Origin of the sequence: Methylobacter tundripaludum (assembly GCF_002934365.1) — a bacterium.
Lineage (GTDB): Bacteria > Pseudomonadota > Gammaproteobacteria > Methylococcales > Methylomonadaceae > Methylobacter_A > Methylobacter_A tundripaludum_A.
Map to the genome: position 1 here is coordinate 36,134 of NZ_PTIY01000018.1, position 22,974 is coordinate 59,107.

Annotated in this window: 29 protein-coding genes; 14 read left to right on the forward strand and 15 right to left on the reverse strand. The window is 48.2% G+C overall.

Annotated elements, in window-relative coordinates; all coding sequences use genetic code 11:
• Positions 1-4 precede the first annotated feature (4 nt).
• Both B0F88_RS16810 and B0F88_RS16815 read right to left on the reverse strand, forming a co-directional pair.
• Positions 5-820, reverse strand: a complete 816-nt coding sequence (locus B0F88_RS16810) for a hypothetical protein (RefSeq protein WP_104425101.1) — start codon at positions 818-820, stop codon at positions 5-7.
• Positions 817-1,401, reverse strand: a complete 585-nt coding sequence (locus B0F88_RS16815; RefSeq protein ID WP_104425102.1) for a DUF4255 domain-containing protein — start codon at positions 1,399-1,401, stop codon at positions 817-819. Before B0F88_RS16815 ends, B0F88_RS16810 begins: the two co-directional genes overlap by 4 nt.
• A 523-nt stretch (positions 1,402-1,924) precedes the next feature.
• Between B0F88_RS16815 and thpR the strand changes: the two genes are divergently transcribed.
• Positions 1,925-2,464 (forward strand): RNA 2',3'-cyclic phosphodiesterase, encoded by a 540-nt coding sequence (thpR, locus tag B0F88_RS16820; RefSeq protein WP_104425103.1) that lies wholly within the window; start codon positions 1,925-1,927, stop codon positions 2,462-2,464.
• Here thpR and xseA read toward each other — a convergent pair.
• From xseA to B0F88_RS16835, 3 genes are all read right to left on the reverse strand, one after another.
• Entirely contained in the window at positions 2,451-3,815 is a 1,365-nt protein-coding gene (xseA, locus tag B0F88_RS16825) for an exodeoxyribonuclease VII large subunit (protein WP_104425104.1), read from the reverse strand. The genes thpR and xseA overlap by 14 nt on opposite strands.
• A 27-nt stretch (positions 3,816-3,842) precedes the next feature.
• A complete protein-coding gene (locus B0F88_RS16830) occupies positions 3,843-4,580 on the reverse strand; it encodes a flagellar brake protein (RefSeq protein WP_104425105.1) in 738 nt (245 codons plus the stop codon).
• A gap of 123 nt (positions 4,581-4,703) precedes the next feature.
• Positions 4,704-5,423 (reverse strand): flagellar brake protein, encoded by a 720-nt coding sequence (locus tag B0F88_RS16835; protein WP_104425106.1) that lies wholly within the window; start codon positions 5,421-5,423, stop codon positions 4,704-4,706.
• Between the two features lie 270 nt (positions 5,424-5,693).
• Between B0F88_RS16835 and sugE the strand changes: the two genes are divergently transcribed.
• From sugE to B0F88_RS16850, 3 genes are read left to right on the forward strand one after another with little or no spacing between them, the layout of a single operon-like run.
• A complete protein-coding gene (sugE, locus tag B0F88_RS16840; protein WP_104425107.1) occupies positions 5,694-6,014 on the forward strand; it encodes a quaternary ammonium compound efflux SMR transporter SugE in 321 nt (106 codons plus the stop codon).
• A complete protein-coding gene (tusB, locus tag B0F88_RS16845) occupies positions 6,014-6,304 on the forward strand; it encodes a sulfurtransferase complex subunit TusB (protein WP_104425108.1) in 291 nt (96 codons plus the stop codon). Before sugE ends, tusB begins: the two co-directional genes overlap by 1 nt.
• Positions 6,295-6,627: a TusE/DsrC/DsvC family sulfur relay protein gene (locus B0F88_RS16850; RefSeq protein WP_104425109.1), complete on the forward strand. Its 333-nt coding sequence runs from the start codon at positions 6,295-6,297 to the stop codon at positions 6,625-6,627. Before tusB ends, B0F88_RS16850 begins: the two co-directional genes overlap by 10 nt.
• 108 nt (positions 6,628-6,735) lie before the next feature.
• Here the strand turns inward: B0F88_RS16850 and B0F88_RS16855 are convergent, their stop codons facing one another.
• From B0F88_RS16855 to trhP, 5 genes are all read right to left on the reverse strand, one after another.
• Positions 6,736-7,128, reverse strand: a complete 393-nt coding sequence (locus B0F88_RS16855) for an RNA-binding S4 domain-containing protein (RefSeq protein ID WP_104425110.1) — start codon at positions 7,126-7,128, stop codon at positions 6,736-6,738.
• Positions 7,129-7,488, reverse strand: a complete 360-nt coding sequence (locus B0F88_RS16860) for a rhodanese-like domain-containing protein (RefSeq protein WP_104425111.1) — start codon at positions 7,486-7,488, stop codon at positions 7,129-7,131.
• A gap of 227 nt (positions 7,489-7,715) precedes the next feature.
• Positions 7,716-8,663 carry a 4-hydroxy-3-methylbut-2-enyl diphosphate reductase gene (ispH, locus tag B0F88_RS16865; RefSeq protein WP_104425112.1) on the reverse strand — a complete coding sequence of 316 codons (948 nt, stop codon included), beginning with the start codon at positions 8,661-8,663 and terminating at the stop codon, positions 7,716-7,718.
• A 36-nt stretch (positions 8,664-8,699) separates the two neighbouring features.
• A complete protein-coding gene (gene rraA, locus B0F88_RS16870; protein ID WP_104425113.1) occupies positions 8,700-9,185 on the reverse strand; it encodes a ribonuclease E activity regulator RraA in 486 nt (161 codons plus the stop codon).
• 70 nt (positions 9,186-9,255) lie between these two features.
• Positions 9,256-10,596, reverse strand: coding sequence for a prephenate-dependent tRNA uridine(34) hydroxylase TrhP (trhP, locus tag B0F88_RS16875; protein WP_104425139.1), 1,341 nt, complete (start codon positions 10,594-10,596; stop codon positions 9,256-9,258).
• Between the two features lie 203 nt (positions 10,597-10,799).
• Between trhP and B0F88_RS19805 the strand changes: the two genes are divergently transcribed.
• Positions 10,800-10,931, forward strand: coding sequence for a hypothetical protein (locus B0F88_RS19805; RefSeq protein WP_258076708.1), 132 nt, complete (start codon positions 10,800-10,802; stop codon positions 10,929-10,931).
• Between the two features lie 145 nt (positions 10,932-11,076).
• Here the strand turns inward: B0F88_RS19805 and dtd are convergent, their stop codons facing one another.
• From dtd to B0F88_RS16895, 5 genes are all read right to left on the reverse strand, one after another.
• On the reverse strand, positions 11,077-11,523 hold the full coding sequence (gene dtd, locus B0F88_RS16880; protein ID WP_104425114.1) for a D-aminoacyl-tRNA deacylase: 447 nt from the start codon (positions 11,521-11,523) through the stop codon (positions 11,077-11,079).
• Positions 11,520-11,924, reverse strand: coding sequence for a gamma-glutamylcyclotransferase family protein (locus B0F88_RS16885; protein WP_104425115.1), 405 nt, complete (start codon positions 11,922-11,924; stop codon positions 11,520-11,522). Before B0F88_RS16885 ends, dtd begins: the two co-directional genes overlap by 4 nt.
• Before the next feature lie 56 nt (positions 11,925-11,980).
• Positions 11,981-12,145: a hypothetical protein gene (locus tag B0F88_RS19455; protein WP_181049941.1), complete on the reverse strand. Its 165-nt coding sequence runs from the start codon at positions 12,143-12,145 to the stop codon at positions 11,981-11,983.
• 167 nt (positions 12,146-12,312) lie between these two features.
• On the reverse strand, positions 12,313-13,542 hold the full coding sequence (locus B0F88_RS16890) for a pyrophosphate--fructose-6-phosphate 1-phosphotransferase (RefSeq protein WP_104425116.1): 1,230 nt from the start codon (positions 13,540-13,542) through the stop codon (positions 12,313-12,315).
• Between the two features lie 93 nt (positions 13,543-13,635).
• Entirely contained in the window at positions 13,636-14,640 is a 1,005-nt protein-coding gene (locus tag B0F88_RS16895) for a class 1 fructose-bisphosphatase (protein WP_104425117.1), read from the reverse strand.
• 279 nt (positions 14,641-14,919) lie between these two features.
• Here B0F88_RS16895 and arfB point away from each other — a divergent pair, with 279 nt between their 5' ends.
• The 9 genes from arfB to pssA all read left to right on the forward strand — a co-directional run bounded on the left by arfB (position 14,920) and on the right by pssA (position 22,819).
• Positions 14,920-15,342, forward strand: coding sequence for an alternative ribosome rescue aminoacyl-tRNA hydrolase ArfB (gene arfB / locus B0F88_RS16900; protein ID WP_104425118.1), 423 nt, complete (start codon positions 14,920-14,922; stop codon positions 15,340-15,342).
• A gap of 259 nt (positions 15,343-15,601) precedes the next feature.
• A complete protein-coding gene (locus B0F88_RS16905; RefSeq protein ID WP_104425119.1) occupies positions 15,602-16,393 on the forward strand; it encodes a UDP-2,3-diacylglucosamine diphosphatase in 792 nt (263 codons plus the stop codon).
• 99 nt (positions 16,394-16,492) lie between these two features.
• Entirely contained in the window at positions 16,493-17,722 is a 1,230-nt protein-coding gene (gene lplT / locus B0F88_RS16910) for a lysophospholipid transporter LplT (RefSeq protein WP_104425120.1), read from the forward strand.
• Positions 17,723-17,780: 58 nt separating this feature from the next.
• Complete coding sequence (locus B0F88_RS16915; RefSeq protein WP_104425121.1) at positions 17,781-17,963, forward strand: hypothetical protein; 183 nt, start codon at positions 17,781-17,783, stop codon at positions 17,961-17,963.
• Positions 17,963-19,153: an MGDG synthase family glycosyltransferase gene (locus B0F88_RS16920; RefSeq protein ID WP_104425122.1), complete on the forward strand. Its 1,191-nt coding sequence runs from the start codon at positions 17,963-17,965 to the stop codon at positions 19,151-19,153. Before B0F88_RS16915 ends, B0F88_RS16920 begins: the two co-directional genes overlap by 1 nt.
• Positions 19,154-19,368: 215 nt before the next feature.
• Positions 19,369-19,545 (forward strand): hypothetical protein, encoded by a 177-nt coding sequence (locus B0F88_RS19460; protein ID WP_181049942.1) that lies wholly within the window; start codon positions 19,369-19,371, stop codon positions 19,543-19,545.
• A gap of 138 nt (positions 19,546-19,683) precedes the next feature.
• Positions 19,684-21,090: an ethanolamine ammonia-lyase subunit EutB gene (locus B0F88_RS16925; protein ID WP_104425123.1), complete on the forward strand. Its 1,407-nt coding sequence runs from the start codon at positions 19,684-19,686 to the stop codon at positions 21,088-21,090.
• Positions 21,077-21,880, forward strand: coding sequence for an ethanolamine ammonia-lyase subunit EutC (gene eutC, locus B0F88_RS16930; protein ID WP_104425124.1), 804 nt, complete (start codon positions 21,077-21,079; stop codon positions 21,878-21,880). The genes B0F88_RS16925 and eutC overlap by 14 nt, the downstream gene beginning before the upstream one ends.
• A 198-nt stretch (positions 21,881-22,078) precedes the next feature.
• Positions 22,079-22,819: a CDP-diacylglycerol--serine O-phosphatidyltransferase gene (gene pssA / locus B0F88_RS16935; RefSeq protein WP_104425125.1), complete on the forward strand. Its 741-nt coding sequence runs from the start codon at positions 22,079-22,081 to the stop codon at positions 22,817-22,819.
• Positions 22,820-22,974 lie beyond the last annotated feature (155 nt).

Genomic DNA, 22,974 nt, shown 5'->3' on the forward strand with positions numbered 1-22,974 from the left:
GGATTTACCCCTTGATTAATATTGTGTTAGTAAAATATTTCACGATTTCATAAATCGCGTCTGTAGGTTTTGAACCTGTCTTGGCCTCGACATGAAAATAATTCCGATAACAAGGGCTGGGCAAATGTTCAAAAACGATGTGCTCACCTAGCTTAAGCTGCAAATGCTTAGTACAGGATTCACGGCAATCTAAAGTCTGTTCGCATACAAAACAAACAATGGGCATGGAAGGATACTGCTTGGCGAGTTGAGTATAGATGCTATCGTCAGATAACTGTTCACAGCGCTGCCAAGTCGTTTTTTGAATGTCTTGTCCGACATCGACAATCGCAAATTGATCACTATTGCTTTGATCTGTTACCACATAGTAAAACCATAAAACCGGCTTAGCAAAAAAACGAATTTCATCAGCTCCGAGTGTGGGCGCAATTTGATTAAAGTCGCGTTTAATAGCGATACTAAGCAGCGGCTCGTTATCATTAGGCCTAGTCAAAAAGCCTTGCTGAGGATTAGCTGTAAGCCCTTGCCAACCCAGTGAATTAGAAAGCTCAAGACGCTGATCGGAATACAAGGCAAAATCGTTGTTTTGCAGATTAAGATCGAAAGATAGCTGGCTGTTGTCAGCAAAACGAATCAGAGGTTGTTGGTTATCGAGCGGTACATAAACCGTCAAACCGTAAGGATCGGGTTTAACAACACAGCGATGATTGTTCAGTAAACTTGCGGTTTGAGCATCGGCAGTAATGGAAAAATCAGGGCATTCGCCACGGTCATAGAAAGAATGCATTAGCTTAATCATGACCAATGGCGAATAATTCATAACCGCTCCTGATTAAGGATAATTTCGCTAATATCGGCTGCCGGCATTCCTCCGTCGTCAACAAAAGTGAGGGCTTTTACCTTATAAACCAGCGAGGGCAAATAGCTGCTTCGTAAAATCCCCCATAACTCATTTTGTTGCGTGGTCGTGAGGGTATTAAGCTCTAACACCAGATGATCGATAGGATTGCCTAACTCGGGTGCATTTTGCCGATCCAAATAATGATTAGCTTGAAAATAGCTGAGAATCATAGAAAGGTAGTGCAGGCTTTGTTCATAGTCCTTAAATTTGGCTACGAACAGGATATGGAGGTTGATATTGATCTCAGGACTCACTTTACGCGTTGATCCATCATCAGCCACTCGTACATAATTATCGGCCTGCCGGTTAATGACGTCTCGTTCAATGTTAAACAACAGCAACGATACTGCGCCGAGCTTAAAACTCGTAGAATCCGGTTTTTGGTCGCCATCGACAAAAACCACTTTATCTTCTCCCGCATCGGCGAGGCCAGCTCCCGATAGCGAATGAAAATGCGCGTTAAGGCGATTTTTCAGAAAAACCAATACGTCTGCAATCATGTTAGTAAACTGCTATTCAATACTTAAAAAGAAAAACCAGCCAGCAATCACATCCAAAGAAAGAACAAATTGATATCTTTCAACATAGATAAAAACCAGGATACCTTGCTGACATTACAATTTCAGACATTCGAAAGGCCACGCAATGTGATGACGTAAGCACACCCCAAGACTAACCTATCTTATAAGCCGCTAAAACTATTCACCCCATCAATCTAAAAGCATGAACGCAGAGAGCTCATAAAATTTGAGCCCTAACATATAACATATGCGCATTAAATGCAACATTGCAACTCACTTATTCTGTTAACGTTAAAGCACCCAATAATTCCTCTGCCACCGGTACTCTTTAAGCGTTCTCAGCATTGTTGCTCGTGAATTCATAAAAAAATTCCAGTGACGGATTTCGATTTTCGTGACAGACTCATCAAAGTATATTTCGGCTTATCTGTTCTCCCGCTGCCGTAAAATTATCGGTTTATTGCGTAGATAGGATTCATTCATATAACCATAATTTAAAACTATGCCAGATACGTCAAGATTGTTTTTCGCCTTATGGCCTGACGATGAAACCCGGCAAACGCTGACGTGTTTAAAACGATCTCTCCCGTCCAAAGATTTCAAATGGGTACAGCCGCACAACCTGCATGTAACGTTAGTGTTTTTAGGCCATGTTGACCCAGCCACTGAATTATCGATTAAACAGTCCGTCAACGACATTAGCGCCCAACCTTTTGCACTGACTTTCGACAGCTTAAGTTATTGGAGTAAACCCAGAGTTTTATGTTTATCCTGCAAGCAAGTTGCGCCGGAAGCGGCAAAGTTGGCAGCCGAATTAGACATTCGTGTTCGCGCCAACGGTCTGCCCACCGATAGCCGGCCCTATATCCCTCACATCACTCTGGCGCGGCATGCCTGCCATTTACCGGACATCAAATTTGAACCTATAGCTTGGCGAGCCGAAGCTTTTTGCCTTGTTGAATCCTGTAGTGAAGCGGGTGGCGTCCGTTATAAAGTGATACAGCAATGGCCTTTTATAAACCCAACCGCTAATCTTGATTAATATTTTTAATTTGACTGGTGAACCGGCCTTGCGCAAGACGGGTTTCCACAATATCGCCCAGTTTAAGCTGCTCGGTAGAGCGGATGATTTCCCCGGAAGACGGCCGAATTGCCATGGCATAACCCCGGTTTAACGTTGCCAGCGGACTGACTGCATGCAAAGTCTGGCTGGAGTTTAATAAGCGCTGCTTAAGCTGCTCCAACTTATGTGTGGCAGCGAAAGCCAGGCGTTTACTCAAAAAATCCTGCCGTTGTTTATGGCTGTTGATGATTACCGCAGGATTATGTTGCCATAATTTGGCGGATTTTGCCTCAATACTGGCCGTCATATGGCGGATTTTGGTATGTATGCCTAGCGTAAGTCTAGCCTCCAGCTCCTCCATACGCTGCGCGTTTCTTGCCAGTTTCTGTCCGGGATGCTGCTGTTGTAAGCGCTGACTCAGCCAATCCAGCGTTTGCTGTTTTTGATTCAACTTGCGTTGCAGTTGCTGTTGCAGCCGCGATTCCAGATAAATGAATCGGGACAACCATTGCTGCTGATCAGGGCTGACATGCTCTGCGGCCGCCGAAGGCGTTGCTGCGCGCAAATCGGCGACAAAATCGGCAATGGTAAAATCGGTTTCGTGCCCGACGGCTGAAATGATCGGAATTTCGCTGTCATAAATAGCTCTGGCAACAAGCTCTTCATTGAATGCCCAGAGATCTTCCAGCGACCCGCCGCCCCGCCCAACAATGATAACGTCACATTGCTTAAGCCGGTTGGCCGTGGCTATCGCCCCGGCAATCTCAATTTTGGCGTTATCGCCCTGCACTGCAACCGGGTAAACAATCACAGGTATCGCCGCAAAACGCCGCCGCAACACGGTCAGTATGTCTCTGATGGCCGCACCTGACGGCGAGGTGATCACGCCAATGGCTCTAGGCAACGTGGGCAGAGGTTGTTTATGCGCGGCATCGAACAGACCTTGTTCCGACAGCTTTAGTTTCAACGCATCAAATGCCCTGCGTAAAGCCCCGTCACCGGCTTCCTCAATATGTTCAACAATAAGTTGGTAGTCGCCTCGGGGCTCGTACAGACTGACTTGCGCCCTGACCACAACCTGTTTGCCGTTTTCCGGCTTAAACGCCAACCGGCGCAGCTGGGTGCGGAACATGGCGCAACGGACCTGAGCATTAGCATCCTTCAGCGAAAAATAAAGATGACCTGAAGAAGGTTGCGTTGCGTTGGATATTTCACCCTCCACCAACACCGACAGGAAGTGCTCGGCAAGTAATTGGCTGGTTTCACGGTTCAGCTGAGTAACGGTGATTATGTCGCGCCGGATGGACGCTGATGCACGGGTTATAGCCATTTAAATGTATTTTGTATTGTAGGAAGCTTATGCCCGTTCGCTCTTTTTTTGTATGCTCTCTCGTTGAAGCTGATTGATATAGCGCTGAACGGTTGATTCAAATACCGGCGTTATCTTGGTAAAAACACAGCCTATTTTTTGAATTTTGAGTGAATCGATTTTCTCGGGGTTAATGATGAGCTTAGAGCAGACCTTAAATGAGATAGCATCCTCACCTGTTTCCGAAAGTACAAGCTTGCACTGTTCAAATTGTGTGCCGGGGAGCATCAAATCGGATATTTCAGCGGACGTATTAAGGAGGGAAAACCCCGTCAGACTGATATCGTACAATATTAAATTAACGGTTTTTTGCTCGTCCAATGCCAACTGGCAATAGCTGCCTTTTGAACGCGGCGACTTTATCCGAAAGAACTCTCTGCGCTGCATCCAAAAGATTGATTCAGGAATTGGCATAGCAAAAGCCGGGTCCCCCTTATAAAGGATAGGCTCCAGCTTGCTTCCTCTAAAAGAGCACTTAATGCCAGCAAAATCGGCTTCGAAAACAATTCGGGTAGCCTTGATAAGCTGTTGATTTAATTCTTCTTTAGGGCCATAATCAAAAATCAGGGCATTATTTGCTTCATCAATCTCGAGTATTGCGGTAAGAAAAAATGCTTGGCCTTCGCCAAAACGAACGCTCACCAAGCATTTGTTCTTAATCAATACAGATAAATTATGGATTATTTGCCTTGGATTGTAGATTGAAAAAGAGGAGGCTTCGCTCATTAGTAATGGCCATGTGGTTTTTGCCGGCTACAGGACGAAGTAACGTGTAGCCGTAAATATCTTGCATTGTGAAAAAAATTAATTTTCACTCTCGGTGAATGTTAGTACGGTTCTTATTGCTCATTACTCTTTCTGTAAGTCTTCCCGTTGAATCTGCTGCATATATCGCTGAATAACTTCTTCAACCGGTCGTGTTAACTTGACAAACCTACAACCTATTTTTTGAATCTTCTGTAATTTGTCAGGGTTGATTATGTATTTAGCGCAGACTTCAAAAGAAACCAGACCCTCACCCGCATCAGCAAGTACGAGCTTGCCTTGCGTAATTATTTCGCCAGGTATCATCAGTTCCGAAACTTCTTTGGAAACATTAAGCATTGCGAAACCAGTAAGACTGATATCGTACAATTTAAGGTTGACGGGTTTATTGCCTTCCATTAGCAACTGGCAATAACTGGATTTCGAAAGCGGCGATTTTACCCTAAAATACTCTCTACGCTGCATCCAAAAGAGCGATTTAGGGATAGGCATACTGAATGCGGGCTCCCCTTTATGGGTGATTTTTTTTAGCCCCGTACCCACGAAAGAAACTTTAATGCCGGTATAATCGGCATCAAACGAGATTTTACCGGCATTAAGTATGCGTTGATTTAAATCTTCCTTGGGACCGTAATCTAAAATCAGTGTGTTATTTTTTTCATCGATACCAAGCAATGCGGTGATATAGGATTCATTATTTGTCCCAAAACGAGCACTAAGCAGGCATTTATTTTTCACCATCAATGATAAATGGCTGATTATTTGCTTTGTATTTTGGATCGCAAAAGAAGATATGTCGTTCATTTATATGTGTTAATTAGTTAGTAATTATTTTGCATTAAGCGCAAATCATTACGCATACATAAAAACTCACCGTTTCTGTAAACCCCTTGTCAACCTTTCAGCCTATCAAGCTCAATGAATTATGCAAAGCCGGTGTATTCAGTTGAATCCTCAGCTTATCGTTTATTTTTTGAGGTTTATGTGGATTGGTTCATCCAAAATGTTTTTAAATACTGCTAAGTCCAATATATTGTAAAATATTTACTATTCAAGTACAAATAGGGGTGTCGTGTGGCGTGGTTGCTTTTGTTTTCCGCCGGAGTTTCGGAAATAGTATTCGCTTTAAGTCTAAAATACAATCAAGGCTTTACCAAGCTGTGGCCGAGCATCATAACGATGGTGTCCGGAGGTTGTAGTTTTTATTTACTAATGCTGGCAATTAAAACTTTACCGCTGGGAACCGCATATGCCGTTTGGACGGGCATGGGAGCAGTCGGAGTAGCTATCTTGGGTATTATCCTTTTTAAAGAATCCGCCGAGCTGTATCGACTATTATCAATTACGCTGGTAATTGCTGGGATTATCGGCCTCAAATTAACTGACAATTCTTAGTGCTGCACCTTATTTTTCAACCATCGATTGAAGCCGCCATTCTAAAACGCATTGATACAGGGGATGTTGCAGTGTTTCTTGACAACGCAGTCTTGCGGACCTTACAAAATAGCGACATCAGCAGCCTATTAACGCAACAGCTAGCCGGCAACCGTCTTTGTGTATTGTTAGATGATATTACCGTGCGCGGAATCATCCCTAATGAGCTAGTAAAAGGCATCGAGGTGATAGATTACGCCGGTCTGGTTGAGTTGACCGCCAATAATCCGGTTATTCAGTCATGGTCGTAACAAATCGGGATTTACCGCTGGAAACGACCGATCAGGGTTTTTTGATCAATCCGGCAGACTGGGATGAAAATATCGCGCAACAACTGGCCGAATTAAATAATATCGCCCTAACCGCTGAACACTGGGAAATTATTTTGTTTGTCCGGCATTATTATCAGCAGTTTAAGCATTTACCCAATGCGCGGGTCTTTACTAAAGCGATTGCCAAGGAACTGGGCGAAGCAAAGGGTAACAGTCGCTATTTACATAAATTATTTCCCGACGGTCCGTTAAAATACTCATGCAAGCTGGCCGGTTTGCCTAAACCGCCCACCTGTTTATAGCAGCTCCTCATGCGCATCAACTAGAGTACTTAATTCACCGCGAAGGCGCGAAGAAATAAAACTTCGGTTTCTTCACGGTAATTGCTTGAAAGCGGATTGTCATAATCCCTACCCTTGCTTAAACCGGTGAATCAAGCGCCTTTCTTTTTTGTTCGGTTTATGATCCTTGGCGCTAAAATCGAACAATTCCCGCTGCTCACGGTTTTGAATGATTTGTTGCTCCCGTTTGGCGAGGCTTTCAGGACTCTCCTCGTAAAGCAAAACCGCTTCTTTAGCCGAGCGCCGTTGGCCGTTAATGCCGGCAATCCTGATATCCCACCGATAATTGTCTTTGCTGATAGAGAGCGCAACGCCGGTTTTGACCTCTTTTCCGGGCTTCGCGCGCTGGTCGTTGACATGAACTTTCCCGCCCGAAATAGCCTCAGCGGCCAATTTCCGCGTTTTAAAAAAACGCGCCGTCCATAACCATTTATCCAGGCGGATCACTTCCGGTTCGGACATTTAAACTATTTCATTACCGCTTTCAGCCCAAGCTTTAAATCCGCCCGCCATGCTGACAGCATTATTGAAACCCATCTTGTTTAATACTTCCGCAGCCAATGCGGAACGGCCGCCGGTTTGGCAATAAACGATGATATGGGCGTCTTGTTTATCCTGAAAATCGGGATGCGCGCCGATTTTAAACTCCAATACGCCGCGAGGTATGTTAAACGCTCCCGGCAAGTGACCTGCGGTGTACTCTGCCGGTTCCCTGACATCCATGACGAGGCTTGCTCCCAGGGCTTTTTTGGCGTCATCAATATCAATCTCAACAATATGCTGTTTGGCTTGAGCAACAAGATCCATTGCGGTAAGTGTCATAATTATCTCTGGAAAAATAAAAAATAATGTTAGCCATAATGAAGGGCCGGTTTATTTGGGCCCGCCATTATCAGCGTAAGGTTAGTTGTACGGCGGCTATTTTAGATAAAAACGGTGATTTTTGTCTTTAATTTTCATCCAGACTTACGACTAAACAGGCATTGATACGCAAAAAAAGAAGAGCCGGGACGGACGACCGCCGAAGCAGCCGCCCATAACAGGTGAAATTAGTTGATGTGCTTTTTTAATTCTTTGGGTAAAGAAAACACCACTTTTTCCTCGATACCTTGAATCTCAATAGCCGATTGTCCACCCCACTGTTTTAACTGATCAATAACTTCCTGAACCAGTACTTCAGGCGCGGAAGCGCCGGCGGTGACACCCACCACTGCGATGCCGTCAAACCAGTTTTTCTGCATATCTTTTGCAGTATCAATCAGGTAAGCCCGTTTACCCAGCTGCTCGGCAATTTCGCGCAACCGGTTGGAGTTTGAACTGTTGGGCGAACCAACCACGAGGATAATATCAGCTGTTTTGGCTAATTCATGAACCGCGTCCTGACGGTTTTGCGTGGCGTAGCAGATGTCGTCTTTTTTCTGTTCCTGTATGGCCTTGAAGCGCGCCCTTAAAGCATCGACCATAATCTTGGTATCCGTCATCGACAAGGTGGTTTGCGTAACATAAGCCAAGTCATCGGGGTTTTTTACCTTCAGATTTTTAACGTCTTCCGGGGTTTCTACCAAGTATATGCCGCCATTGTCCGTACCTCTTTCATATTGCCCCATCGTACCTTCAACTTCAGGGTGTCCGGCATGACCGATCAGGATGACTTCACGATTCTCTTTGGCATGTTTGGCGACCTGCAAATGGACTTTGGTGACCAGCGGGCAGGTAGCGTCGAAAACCGTTAAATTACGCTCCTTGGCTTCCTGCTGTACTTGTTTGGAAACGCCGTGAGCGCTGAAGATCAGATAAGAACCGACCGGTACGTCGGTTAAATCTTCAATGAAGATTGCGCCTTTTTCTTTAAGGCCGTCAACAACCGTGCGATTGTGAACAACTTCGTGACGAACGTAAATGGGGGCGCCGAAAGCCTGGATGGCCTGGTCAACAATTTCAATAGCCCGGTCTACACCGGCACAGAATCCACGAGGGTTGGCGAGTACAATTTGCATATCTTGACTTCTTTACTAGGTTAATTTGGAGTTATTCTAACTCAACATGGTCTCTGATACGATAATTCCGTCGGCATCAGCATATAAAAAATGATTTTGTCTGAAATTGACGCCGGCAAATGTGACTAATAAATCACGGTCGCCGTGGCCTTTCTTATGGCTTTTCAACGGATGCGTATGCAGCGCGCGAATGCCAATCGGGAGTTGATTGATAATTGCAGAATCGCGGATGCACCCATGAATCACAATACCCTGCCAGCCATTGTCGATGGCAAGCTTTGCCATATCGTCGCCCAACAACGCGCATCGATGGGAGCCGCCGCCGTCAACAACCAACACCCTGTGCCGCACTTTCTCTTCCAGAATTTTTCGGACCAAAACGTTGTCTTCAAAAACTTTTACCGTAGTAATTTGGCCGCAAAAACTTGAGTGACCGCCATAAGATTTAAGTAGCGGTTCGGCAATTTGGAAGTAGCTTTCCCCTGAATGGGCATCGCAAAGATCGGCTGTAGTAAAAGTCATGATTCAAATCTCAAAAGGATAAAAGGCGGCGAAGAGCGAAAGGTTTTTTGCCTTTTGTCCTTCGCCTATCTCAAGTATATCGTGCCAACAAGCCGTTATCGCCGCAAATGCCCGGCAGCGGTATTTTCACTTCATAGCCGCCGCCCGACGCTTCTTCCATCTCTTGTCCATACATGCCTTCCATGCGCTCGACGATAATATCCTGGTTGCCTTCCGGCAGTATCAATTCCAGCTTGTCGCCGACCGAAAACTTGTTTTTGACATCAATGGTAGCAAGGCCGGTTACCGGGTCGTAACTCCTGATTTCTCCGCAAAACTGCTGTTGATGGCTTTTTGAATAGCCGGACATATAGTTTTGGTGCTCGTGGGTATGGTGGCGCTGATAAAAACCGTCGGTGTAACCCCGGTTGGCGAGATTTTCCAAAACGCCGATCAATTCCGGTTGGAATGGGCGCCCCGCCAACGCATCGTCAATAGCTTGGCGATAGGTTTGTGCGGTACGCGCCACATAATAATGCGACTTGGTGCGCCCCTCGATTTTAAGGCTGTCCACGCCGATTTCGACCAAGCGCTGCACATGCTCGATGGCTCTTAAGTCTTTCGAATTCATGATGTAGGTGCCGTTTTCATCCTCCATCACCGGCAGCAGTTCGCCTTTGCGGCCCTCTTCTTCCAGAAAATACACCTTGTCGGCCAACGAATGCCGCTCCGCGCCGCCGCAGCTGGCGTTGCTGATGTCGGACATCGACAATACTTCGCCGACTGGCAGATAATCGCCTTCGGCATTTTCTTCTGCGGGCAGCGTGTCGTATTTCCAGCGGCAGGAGTTGGTGCAGGTTCCCTGGTTAGGGTCGCGGTGATTGAAGTAGCCGGACAGCAAACAGCGCCCGGAATAGGCAATGCATAACGCGCCGTGGACAAACACTTCAAGTTCCATATCGGGGCAAAGCTGGCGGATTTCTTCAACCTCATCCAGCGACAGTTCGCGGGACAAAATGACCCGCTCGACGCCCATGCTTTTCCAGAAATTGACAGACGCATAATTGACGGTATTGGCCTGTACCGACAGATGGATCGGCATGTCCGGCCAAGCTTCGCGGGTCATCATAATCAAGCCCGGATCGGCCATAATCAAGGCGTCAGGCTTCATCTCGATAATCGGGGCAATATCCTTGATAAAGGTTTTAACCTTGGCGTTATGCGGAATCACATTGGTCGCCAGGAAAAACTTCTTGCTCAACTGGTGGGCTTCATCGATGCCTTTAGCCAAATTATCAGCAAGAAAATCGTTATTGCGGACCCTAAGACTGTAACGAGGCAATCCTGCATACACGGCGTCAGCGCCATATGCGAAAGCATAGCGCATATTTTTAAGGGTTCCGGCAGGTGAAAGTAATTCGACTTGTTTCACGCAGGGCTGTCCTGCCCTGCGCCCTTCGGATAAATGCAAATCCGCTCCCGGCGGATTGGTCACGTCAGGCTGTCCTGCCTGACGCCCTTCGGGTAAATGTAAATTTGTTCCAGACATATTTGTCATGTTGAAGTATATAAATGAACGGTATGGGGTATTCTACCGTAACCGGCTTAGGCAAGCCAAAAATGGGAGTAGATTGAATGTGGATAGTATTGTTTATAATCGCGGTGCTGTTTGTTTTGGGCGGCGCGTTAATGCTGTTGCGGTCGGCCAAGATGCCGAAAATTCCCGATAATGTGAAAGCACAGCCTTATGAGGACGATGATGAGTAGGTAAAATCGGCTCAAAGCATACACCACGAAGGCACGAATTTCACGAAGAAAAGACCAGAGTAAAAACTTCTTGCTCTTCGTGTCTCGGCAACTGCTCCATGCCTTGCTTACCTCCTGCATCCATTCAGTCGTTCGTGGTGATTAATCAATCTGTACGCGTTCGCAGTGTAAAAGTAACCGGCCCGTTATTGACCAGCGAAACCTGCATATCGGCACCAAACTGGCCGAATTCAACTTTTGCGTGGGTTTGTTTTGCCAAGTTTTGCAGATAGTCGAATAGCTCCTTGCCTTTTTCCGGCGGCGCGGCAGAAATAAAACTGGGCCGGTTGCCTTTTTGGGTGTCCGCCGCCAACGTGAATTGTGGCACCAGCAGCAAGCCGCCGTTAATATCCCTTAAACTCAGATTCATACGGTCATCGCTATCGGCAAAAATCCGATAGTTGAGGATACGTTCCAGCAGACGTTGCGCGTCTTTTTCGCTGTCCTCTTTTTCTACCGCAACCAGCGCCATAATACCGGTATCGATTTTGCCGATGTCCTGGTTGTTGACGGTGACTTTCGCGGTAGTTACGCGTTGGATAATGGTGATCATAGTGGTTGTTGAATAAGATTTGCCGATGGAATCAGTTCCAAGCCTGCGGTGGGATGATTGTAGACATAAACCCATGCGATAACGGAGTGCCCGTTTTTAAGTAATACAACCTGCTTCCGACGGATATATTCATTGGGTTCAGGGAATTCGGGACCGAATTCTTCATAGCGATCAAGAAGGGGAAGCGCAACATCGGCTCGATGAAGCTGATAGACTTCACCTTGCACCACGTCATTGGGATTGTCAGAAGGAACTGCGCCTGGATAGTAATCGATTTTATAAAGCCAGCCTTGATAAGTAGCATCATTCACAAATTCTGCATACTTCGCCAAAAGCTGAGACATTTCGCTGTTCGCATCGCGCCTGAGCGTTCCGTAAACAAAAATATATTCGAGGGACATTTACAGCGGCAACCTGCGACGTAGACTAAACTCCGTGCCACAGAATATCCACAAAACTACAACAGTTTGACAAGTGCGGCAATAATAGCAATTTGTCCAAATGCCAAGCCTATTCCCCATTTAATCAAACGATTCTCCATATCCATTAAGTCAGCCTTGGTTGCCAGTTGTGAATCCATCGCTTCAGCAAACTTTAACGTATCGAAAGTAATCGTTGCCATAGCACTGTCTCTATTAGGAATGACTGTAACGCCATAGTAGCACGGGAAAGTGCTTTGGTAACCAGCGTAGATTTTAATAGTGACGCTGGAGCCCTTCGACAGGGCTCAGGACAGGCGCCACTAACTGCGTTCCCACGCCGGAGCGTGGGAACGATACAATTTAAATTTTAGTGTCCAACCTCAACCTTGGCACCCTTGGCCTGGCCGATGGCAGCCAAAGTTTGATCAAACCAAGGGGCATCGATATTGAATGGTTTGCCGCCCTTGATGCGTGGAAACTCAATCGCACGCAAGACAAAGTTTTGATCGTCATCGTGGCCGATAACGCCCGACTCACGGCGGAACGCGCACTCAACAGCCAGATCGGCGCAAGATTTGATCAAGCGGATGTCTTCGACATTGGCTGCGGAAGCGCGGGCAAAATAGCCTGATTTTTGCACCAGGGTTTTTTCCGCGCCGATCATTTCTGCAAACTGGTCGCCAAACCATTTACCAGGGTTTACCGCATCCAATTTGACGTGGCCGAACGCGTCGCGCGGCACTTCCTGGCCTTTGGCTTGCATTTCAGCAACGATGGACTCAACGCCCGCGCCCTCTGAAACGAAAATATTAACGCAATCTACTTTGTCCATCACCGCTCGAAGACGTTTTGCTTCGGCAGCAATATCGACAGCCATTTCCGGGATAAATACGCCATGCACTTCATAAGTGGCGCGGTCCAGACCCAGTTCAGGCAACCATTCGGCGCGATCCAGCAGTTTACGGTATTCCAACGCGGTCGCAGCAGTCAGCCAGCCGCAGCTGCGCCCCATCACTTCATGGACAATCAGCATGCGCGGGTTGGAATTGTTTTCGGCGACCACGTTCCAGAAGTAACGCGCACCCTGCTCGGCAGCCGTCCAGGCACCCAGCGATTGCTTGATCGGGAACACGTCGTTATCGACTGTTTTCGGCAGGCCGATAACAGTCAGGCCGTAGTTGTTTTGCGCCAGGAACGCAGCCAAATCGGCCGCCGCGGTGTTGGTATCGTCACCGCCGATCGTGTGCAGAATATCCACGCCGTCTTTAACCAGTTGGTCGGCAGCCACTTTTTGCGGGTCCTGACCTTCCTGAACCAATCCGCGCTTAATGCAGTCTTTAACGTTGGTCAGCTTGACGCGGCTGTTACCGATCACCGAGCCGCCGAAACGATGTAACAGACCGGCCTTTTCGCGGATTGCCGGAGTGACCGTGTAATAATCACCCAGTAACAGACCTTTATAACCGCTACGGTAGCAAATGATTTCGATGCTAGGATCGATTTCAGTGTAACGTTCGATAAGGCTGCCGATGGCTGAGTTTAAGCAGGGGGCCAAGCCGCCTGCCGTGAGAATCGCGACTTTTTTAGGTTTGTTCATGGAAAAACTCAAATAGTGATATTAAAAAACAAAAATTTTATCATACAAAGGCGAGGCTTTTTTAGTCTTTCACCTTGATCCTGGCCTCTACAATCAACCTTCCTGGTGATAGCCGACAATGCGCTCAACCTCGTTTTTCGATCCCAATATAACCGGGACCCGCTGATGCAGGGCTTTGGGTTTGATGTCGAGGATGCGCTCGCGGCCGGTGGAGCAAGCGCCGCCTGCTTGTTCGATAATAAACGCCATCGGATTGGCCTCGTACATAATGCGCAGCTTTCCGGCTCTGGACGGATCGCGCAAATCATACGGATACATAAAAACCCCGCCGCGCGTCAGTATCCGGTAAACCTCCGCCACCATCGACGCGACCCAGCGCATATTAAAATCCTTTTCGCGCAAGCCGTCCTTGCCCTGTAAACACTCGTCGATATAACGTTTTACCGGTGGCTCCCAAAAACGCTGGTTCGACATATTGATCGCAAACTCACTGGTATCATTAGGAATCGTCATATTGGGATGAGTCAGGATAAATTCGCCTATATCCTGGTCCAGCGTAAAGCCGTTAACACCCTGCCCAGTCGTTAAAACCATCATCGTAGACGGGCCGTAAAGCACAAAACCGGCGCAAACCTGCTCAGCCCCCTTCTGTAAAAAATCCTCCAGCGCCGGATCCACACCCTCACGGCAACGCAATATCGAAAATATGGTGCCTACCGCCAGATTGACATCAATATTTGAAGAACCGTCCAACGGATCGAACAGCGCCAGATACTTGCCTTTTGGATACTGCGGGGGAATAAGGATAATGTCATCGATTTCTTCCGACGCCATGCCTGCCAAATGACCGGTCCAGTTCAGCGCATCGACCATAATGTCGTTGGTAATGATGTCCAGCTTCTTTTGCACTTCGCCTTGCACATTCTCGGAATCGGCGCTGCCCAGCACACCAATCAGATTGCCTTGATTAACCAGGTGCGAAATTTTCTTACAGGCTGTCACTACATCGTTCAGCAATGAAGTAAACGCTCCCGATACGCCCGGCAACTCGCGCTGCTGTTCAATAATAAACTGGGTCAAAGTAACATGCTTGGTCATTCTTTATCGCTCCGATGGTGTGTAGTCTTGTTTAAAAAATACTTTCAATAATTACATACAGCGTCTGTGCATGCGAGGTTCTGTGCAATAGCTCTTTGCTAAACAAAGAAACTACCTGTTTATATAGCTTACAAGCCAATCGCATATTGTAAATCATAAAAGGCGGCATTGATGCGGCTAATATGGATGTTATCACCCTATAGCCGGATCACAACTCCCCGCCATAACGTATACTCAATACATGCAAAATCACTTGATTAACCATAGAGCTTGATACCCATGTTGCAAATATCCAATCAAGTCAGCATCCCGGACAGCGAGATTGAAGTTCATTCGATTCGCGCACAGGGAACCGGCGGGCAGAATGTCAATAAAGTTTCAACAGCCATTCATTTACGATTTGACATCGGCGCGTCCTCATTACCCGCGTTTTATAAAGAAAAACTGCTGGTTTTAAATGACCAACGCATTTCAAAAGAGGGCGTAATTATCATCAAGGCGCAACAGTACCGCACCCAGGAAAAGAACAAAGAAGACGCCTTAAATCGGCTACAGACGCTCATTCAAAGCGCGGCTGTCACGCACAAAAAGCGCAAAGCCACCAAGCCAACCAACGGATCGAAGCTAAGGCGCCTGGATAGCAAAACCAAACAAGGCCGGCTTAAGTCATTAAGAGGAGCTATTAAATTAACACCTTTTTAGGAAGCCGCCCCGACTTGTAACATAACTTTCATTTGTTTCTGTTAACATCAAAACGCCGTCGAATTTAATTGGTAACTTTAATTCTCTACGGGCAGATATTGCTCCCTAACCAACGCCGCCTTTCGGAATAAGTCACCCATGATCATGGTTATGCGAAAAACAATTCAATTTCTTTGGCGAGCCGCCTGAACAATAATTACCGGTTAAACGGTCATCGACAAAGCGCCTGTGCTTGTAACACACTGCTAAAAGATTGATTATGGATAATAACACCTATCGAACCATCTGGATCTCCGATCTGCACCTGGGTTCCACCCAATGCCAAGCCGATGTTTTACTCGATTTTCTAAAGTACAACGAGAGTGAAAAACTTTACTTGGTGGGCGACATTATCGATTTTTGGTCGCTTTCCAAGAAAATGTATTGGCCCAGAGATCACAATACAGTGATTCAAAAAGTCCTGCGCAAGGCAAGACACGGCACTCAGGTCATCTATATACCCGGCAACCACGACGAAAATATCAGGCAATACGACGATTATGTCTTTGGCGACATCGCCGTCAAAAATTCAGATGTGCATTCCACATCCACGGGAAAGCAATTCCTGATTGTCCACGGCGACGAATATGACACCATTGCCAAATGCCACAAGTGGCTTGCCAAACTAGGCAGCGACGGATACGACTTTCTCATTGAGGTCAATCGCCTGCTGCGAATGGTCAGGCTTTGGTTTGGCATACACTCAAACTTCTCCCTTGCCGCCTTCGTTAAATTCAAAGTCAAGAATGTGGTTCAGTTTATTTCCGATTATGAAGAAAGCATCGTCAATACGCTTAAAGACCAGGGCCTGGACGGTGTTATTTGCGGGCATATACACCACGCTGAAATGAAGGATATAGACGGATTCTTATATATCAACACCGGGGATTTCGTGGAAAGCTGCACCGCGATAGTGGAGCACGCCAATGGAACGTTGGAACTCATAAAATGGCACAAGACCGAGTCGGCCATTGCCCATCATGAGCCTCTGGAAGCCGACATTCACAGATAGATGAACCACAAACGACATATAAATCCAATAAATTCATATTAACCATTTAAGAGTGCAATGATTCTGCTTTCCGCAAAGTCGCACAGGGGTACACATTCGATGAATCGCGGTTTTAACACCATTCTTGCGGCCCAGTTCTTTTCATCACTGGGGGATAACTCACTGCTATTCGCTGCCATTGCGCTACTCAAAAGCCTGGATGCCCCTTCCTGGCAAACCCCTGTATTGCAGCAATTTTTCGTCTTCGCCTTTATCGTTCTCGCTCCGTTTGTCGGCGCATTCTCCGATGCCTTGCCGAAAGGCCAGGTCATGTTCATTAGCAACAGCATCAAGATAATCGGTTGCGCCGCCATGTTGTTGGGTTTGCATCCATTGCTCGCCTATGGCTTTGTCGGCGTTGGCGCGGCTTTATACTCGCCGGCTAAGTACGGCATTCTGACCGAATATCTGCCAACCGATAAATTGGTATGGGCAAACGGCTGGATGGAAGGCCTGACCGTTGCGGCTATCATTCTGGGCGCCATAGTTGGAGGATTATTGATTGGTCATCGTGTTGAAGATCAAATTATCCAGCGACTGGGCGGGCTTGAGTTCAATGCAGGCATTGATACCGCCCCCGAGTTCGCTATTTTGGTCATCCTGGGTTTTTATCTCGCGGCCGCGATACTCAATTGCTATATTCCCAAGCTGCCCATTGAACACACCTTGCCGAATCGAACGCCGGGATTCCTGTTGGCGGATTTCTGGCGATCTTTCCTGCTGCTGTGGAAAGACCCGTTGGGCCAGGTATCCCTCGCGGTAACCTCACTATTTTGGGGCGCGGGAACCAGCTTGCGTTTCATTATTCTCGCCTGGGCCGCGGTATCGCTAAAGCTCGACCTGGAACAAGCCACTCAATTGACTGCCTTGGTTGCGGTGGGCCTTGCCATCGGTTCCGTGGTGGCGGCCAAGGCCGTGCCGTTGGAACATGCCGTAAACGTATTACCCTTGGGAATAGCCATGGGCTTCGTTGTATTAGGCATGGCATTAGTCACCGATTGGCGGCCCGCAGCGCTGATGCTGATCCTGATTGGCGTCCTGGCCGGCAGTTTTTTGATACCGATGAACGCATTGTTGCAGTACAGGGGACATCAATTGATGGGCTCGGGACACTCTATCGCCGTACAAAACTTCAACGAAAATCTCAGCATTTTATTGATGCTCGGCGCTTATGCGTTGATGATTGACGCCGGATTTTCGGTGCATACCATTGTGGTCGTGTTTGGGCTATTTGTATCGATGACAATGGGTTGGTTAGCCAAAATACATGGCCATGATCAGGATGAATAGAAGGGAATGTTGATTTTGGTTTTTGATCTGCCTCGATTGTCTTTTTTAGGAGGATGCCATGCCTAATCTCATTCACCCTTTGCTCGCCGCCGACGTCATTATTGGGCTGACCGAGCCGCCGGCATTCCATCACGCCCAAACGCTTGTCGGCAAGAAATATCGGGAAACCGGGCAAATGGCACAATTACATGACTATCCCGCCCAAATTGCAGGCACATCAAACAAGTTCGTCATGCACTGATGAAAAAACGGGTTTTAATTATGTCGGCGGGGGCGGGGACCGGCCACATCAAAGCGGCTGAAGCGTTGGAGCTTTCCTTTGCCGCTGACGGCCGGGTTGCCGAAGTCATCAATAATGATGCGTTGCAATACACCAACAAGCTGTTCCGGGATTTCTATTCCAGCTTTTATACCTCGCTGGTGCGGTCTGCGCCGAATTTCCTCGGTTGGTGGTATAAAACCAGCGATGAACCCTGGCACACGGACAGAATGCGGCACATGATAGACCGGCTGAACACCAAGCCGCTGGTGCGATTTATCCGGGAATTCGACCCGGATATTACGGTCTGCACCCACTACATGCCTGCCGGCATCATCTCCCACCTGATTGCAACCCGGCAGTTGCAAGCGCGCCTGTCGATTGTGGTAACGGATTTCGATTTTCATGCGATGTGGTTGTCGCGTTCATTCCATCGCTATTTTGTCGCTATCGATGAAACCAGGGCTCATCTTGAAATGCTCGGGATTCCCAGCGAAAGAATCACGGTGTCCGGCATTCCCATCGCCCCCGTTTTTCAACAACCCGTCAATCGCGAACAAGAACGGCTTCGACTCGGATTGAACCCGGAAAAACCGGTTCTGCTGCTGTCGGCGGGAGCCTTTGGCGTGGGTCCTACCGAGTTCATGGTGGAGCGGATGCTCAACCTGAATAGCGACGCGCAAACGGTGGTTATTTGCGGACGCAACGATGAACTGAGACAGCGCGTCCTGCAATTAGTCGATAGCCGAAGCTCCCGGTTTAAAGTCCTGGGTTACACCGACGACATGCACAAACTGATGAAAATGGCCGATATTTTCATTGGCAAGCCCGGCGGCATGACGACCTCCGAGGCTATCGCCTGCGGGCTCCCCATGTGCGTGGTGTCCCCCATCCCAGGGCAAGAGGAAAGAAACAGCGATCATCTTTTGGAAGAGGGTATCGCCGTCAAATGCAACGACTTAACCACCCTCCCGTTTAAACTGGAGCGGTTACTGGAAGATCCTGACCGGTTGGCTCGCATGAAACTCAATGCCTTGCGTTTTGCCCAACCCAATGCCTCGGCGACCATCGTCGATACCCTGCTCGAAGACCGCCTTCCGCCCTTATCATTTACCAAAAATCAACGGGCGGCGATTGCATTGGCAGCGGGGCCGGTCTCAGCGAGCGGGTAGCCCTTATCAATTACAACGCAACGCGGTAAGCCCCCTAAGGTGCAGCACCGTCTATTTTAACCGCGTCCCCTATCCGCATTTACCGCTTCAGTTTCTATTCAGCAAACAAAGCGCATCCTGCAAAACATCACAAAAATCATCGCTTCCGATGACAAAAAACAGATCTGTATTACACTTAATTTTGTACATCAGTCCGAAAAACAAGAAGGTAAAAAATGGCTACCCAAAATTCCGATACCTATAACGATATTGCCGCTCCGATGAATCAGGCTTTCGATAATGGCAGTTTTTACGGCCTGGAATATATCCTTGACGAATTGATCATTGAAAAGCCGACTCCGGCAAACCCAAACCCGGTAGATTGGTTTGGCGCTACCGATTATTTTGCTTAACCCTTACATCGTCCCGACCGCCCAGACGTCGCGTTTGGCGACCTGCGTAACATCAGTTCTTTGTCTGTATCTCTGTGTAACGCAGTTTTCATAAGATAATGCTATCTTAAGCGTTCCAAATCCTGGGACAAACCGCTCATGTATAAGACCCGCATTGCCGATCAGGTCTACGACTTTAAAACGCTGCGCAACCTGATGGCTAAGGCCACACCGGCGCGTTCAGGCGATTATCTTGCCGGCGTGGGCGCCGCCACTAACCTTGAGCGGGTCGCCGCACAATGGGTGCTTGCCGATGTGCCGCTGAAACAGTTTCTTAATGAAGTATTGGTGCCTTATGAGCAGGATGAAGTCACCCGCTTGATTATCGACGAACATGATAGCGCGGCTTTTGCGGCCATCAGTCACCTGACGGTCGGCGATTTTCGTAACTGGCTGCTGTCCGAGCGGGCGACAACGGAAATGCTGACCGCTATAACCCCAGGCGTCACGCCGGAAATGGCGGCCGCCGTCTCCAAAATCATGCGCATCCAGGATTTGATTCTGGTCGCTAAAAAATGCCGCGTGATTACCCGCTTTCGCAATACTATCGGCCTGGAAAACCGCTTGTCCACACGCTTGCAACCGAATCATCCGACCGATGATCCGGCCGGTGTCGCCGCCAGTCTATTGGACGGTTTGCTGTACGGTTGCGGCGATGCCGTTATCGGCATTAACCCGGCTTCGGACAATCTTGAGGCGACCTCGCGCTTGCTGCACATGCTGCACGATGTGATCGAACGCTATCGAATACCGACGCAATCCTGCGTGCTGGCGCATGTGACCACGACCTTGAAAGCCATCGAACAAGGCGCGCCGGTCGATTTGGTGTTTCAATCCATTGCCGGCACGCAAAAAGCCAACGACAGCTTCGGCATTACTCTGGAGCTATTAAACGAAGCCCGGCTGGCCGCGCTGGAACTGGGCCGCGGCGCGCTGGGCGATAACTGCATGTATTTTGAAACCGGTCAAGGCAGCGCGCTGTCCGCCAACGCCCATCAAGGACTAGACCAGCAAACCTGTGAGGCCAGGGCTTATGCGGTTGCGCGCAAATTCAAACCGCTGCTGGTCAATACCGTGGTCGGTTTTATCGGCCCGGAATATCTTTACGACGGCAAACAGATCATCCGCGCCGGCCTGGAAGATCATTTCTGCGGAAAACTGCTGGGCCTGCCGATGGGTTGCGATGTCTGCTACACCAACCACGCCGAAGCCGACCAGGACGATATGGATATGCTGCTGACGCAATTCGCCGTTGCCGGAGGAACGTTTATTATGGGTGTTCCCGGTGCCGATGACGTGATGCTCAATTATCAATCCACGTCTTTCCATGATGCGCTTTATCTGCGCCAGGTGCTGGGACTCAGACCCGCCCCCGAGTTTGAGCAATGGCTGCAACAACACGGGATTTTTAATGCCGTAAATCAGCTGCAACAACAGCCCGATGTACCGGCCCTATTTAAACCGGCTTTACAAAAACTGATTGGGTACGGCGATGAGCAACAATAATGAACCGACGATTGCCCAAGATCCCTGGCTCAGCCTGAAACAATTCACCCCGGCGCGTATCGCTTTAGGGCGGGTGGGAATGAGCCTGCCGACCCGCGCCTGCCTGGATTTTCAGCTGGCGCATGCGTTGGCCCGCGATGCGGTCAACATCCCGCTGGATTTTGCAGGACTCGAACAGCGCTTAAAGAAAGAGGGCTATCAAACGCTGACCTTGCAAACTCAGGCGGAAAACCAGACTATATATTTGCAGCGCCCCGATCTCGGCCGCTTGTTAAGCGCATCGGCGGCGGCCTGTTTGCGGCACAACGCACACCTCCCGGTTGATGCGGTTGTCGTTGTTGCGGACGGCTTATCGTCTACAGCCATCGAGCATCACGCCGAACCGTTCCTGCGTTTATTACTGCCCGAACTACAACAAAGGGATTACAGACTGCCGCCGGTGTGCCTGATAAAACACGGGCGCGTAGCGATTGGCGATGCCGTTGCGGAACACTATTCGGCCAAGCTGTGTATGGTATTGATCGGCGAAAGACCCGGCTTAAGCTCACCCGACAGCATGGGCATTTACTTCACCTATCAGGCCAGATCCGGCATAAGCACCGATGCCGACCGCAATTGTATTTCCAATATTCATAACAACGGACTGAGTTATCAGCAGGCGCTAAAGAAATTGCTGTTTTTAGTCAATGAGGCCGAAAAGTTACAGCTTTCGGGTGTTAATTTAAAAGACGAAACCACGGATGCTACAGCCAATGTTCAGCAAAAACAGGCTAATTTTTTACTGGATTGATCATGCTTGATCCGCCGTTTTCAGCTAAGGCGACTTTAAGGAATATTGGTTACACCAACTTAGTGTCGCCCCATCAACATAGCGGGTTTATATCTTTTACCCCTTTTATTAAGCTAGGTGCAGCTTGCGGGCTCATTGTATAATTCAGCGCAATATTGGTTACTGACTTCCTAAAACTCTTAAAGGATTGATTGAAATATGCTTCCAGAAAAACGCTCAACTCGTCGCCGTGGAATTTATTTACTGCCCAATTTATTTACCACGGGAGCTTTGTTTTCCGGTTTCTATGCGATTACTTCGGCGATGGGCGGGCGTTATGAAACCGCTGTTATCGCCATTTTTGTAGCGATGATTCTGGACGGCATGGATGGCCGGGTAGCGAGATTGACCAATACGCAAAGCGAATTCGGCGCTCAGTACGACAGTCTTTCGGACATGGTTTCATTCGGCGCGGCTCCCGCGTTGGTCATGTATTCATGGGCGTTTGCCAGCCTCGGCAAATTAGGCCTGTTTGCCGCATTCGTCCATGCGGCGGGCGGCGCATTGCGCTTGGCGCGATTCAATACCCAACTGGCAACGGCCGATAAAAATTATTTCCAGGGACTTCCCAGTCCCGCCGCCGCCGCTATTCTTGCCGGGTTTATCTGGATTTGCCTGGAGTATAAATACGACATCGAGCTGTTCAAATATTTTGCCCTCGCCTTAACGGTCAGCACCGGCTTGCTGATGGTCAGTAACTTCCGCTACTGGAGTTTCAAAAAAATCGACTTGAAAGGCAAAGTACCGTTTATCGTCACCATTGCGGCCATGCTGGGCATCTCTTTTGTAATGGCGCAACCGCAAACGATGTTATTCCTGTTGTTTTTAGGCTACGCGATTTCAGGCCCGGTTATTACCCTGGTCATGCGCAGACGCAGGCTGCAAGGGCGTAAATCGTAAAATCTGCTTGAGGCCGCTCAGCCATTGGCGTATAGTCACGACCATGTTTATTCAAATCAACCCTGCATTTCAAAATCCTCTTTCCGTCGCAATATCCGCCGGAACAGCTTTGTGTGCGTGGCTATGCCTGCCTTTAAGATTCCTGCCCTGACGGG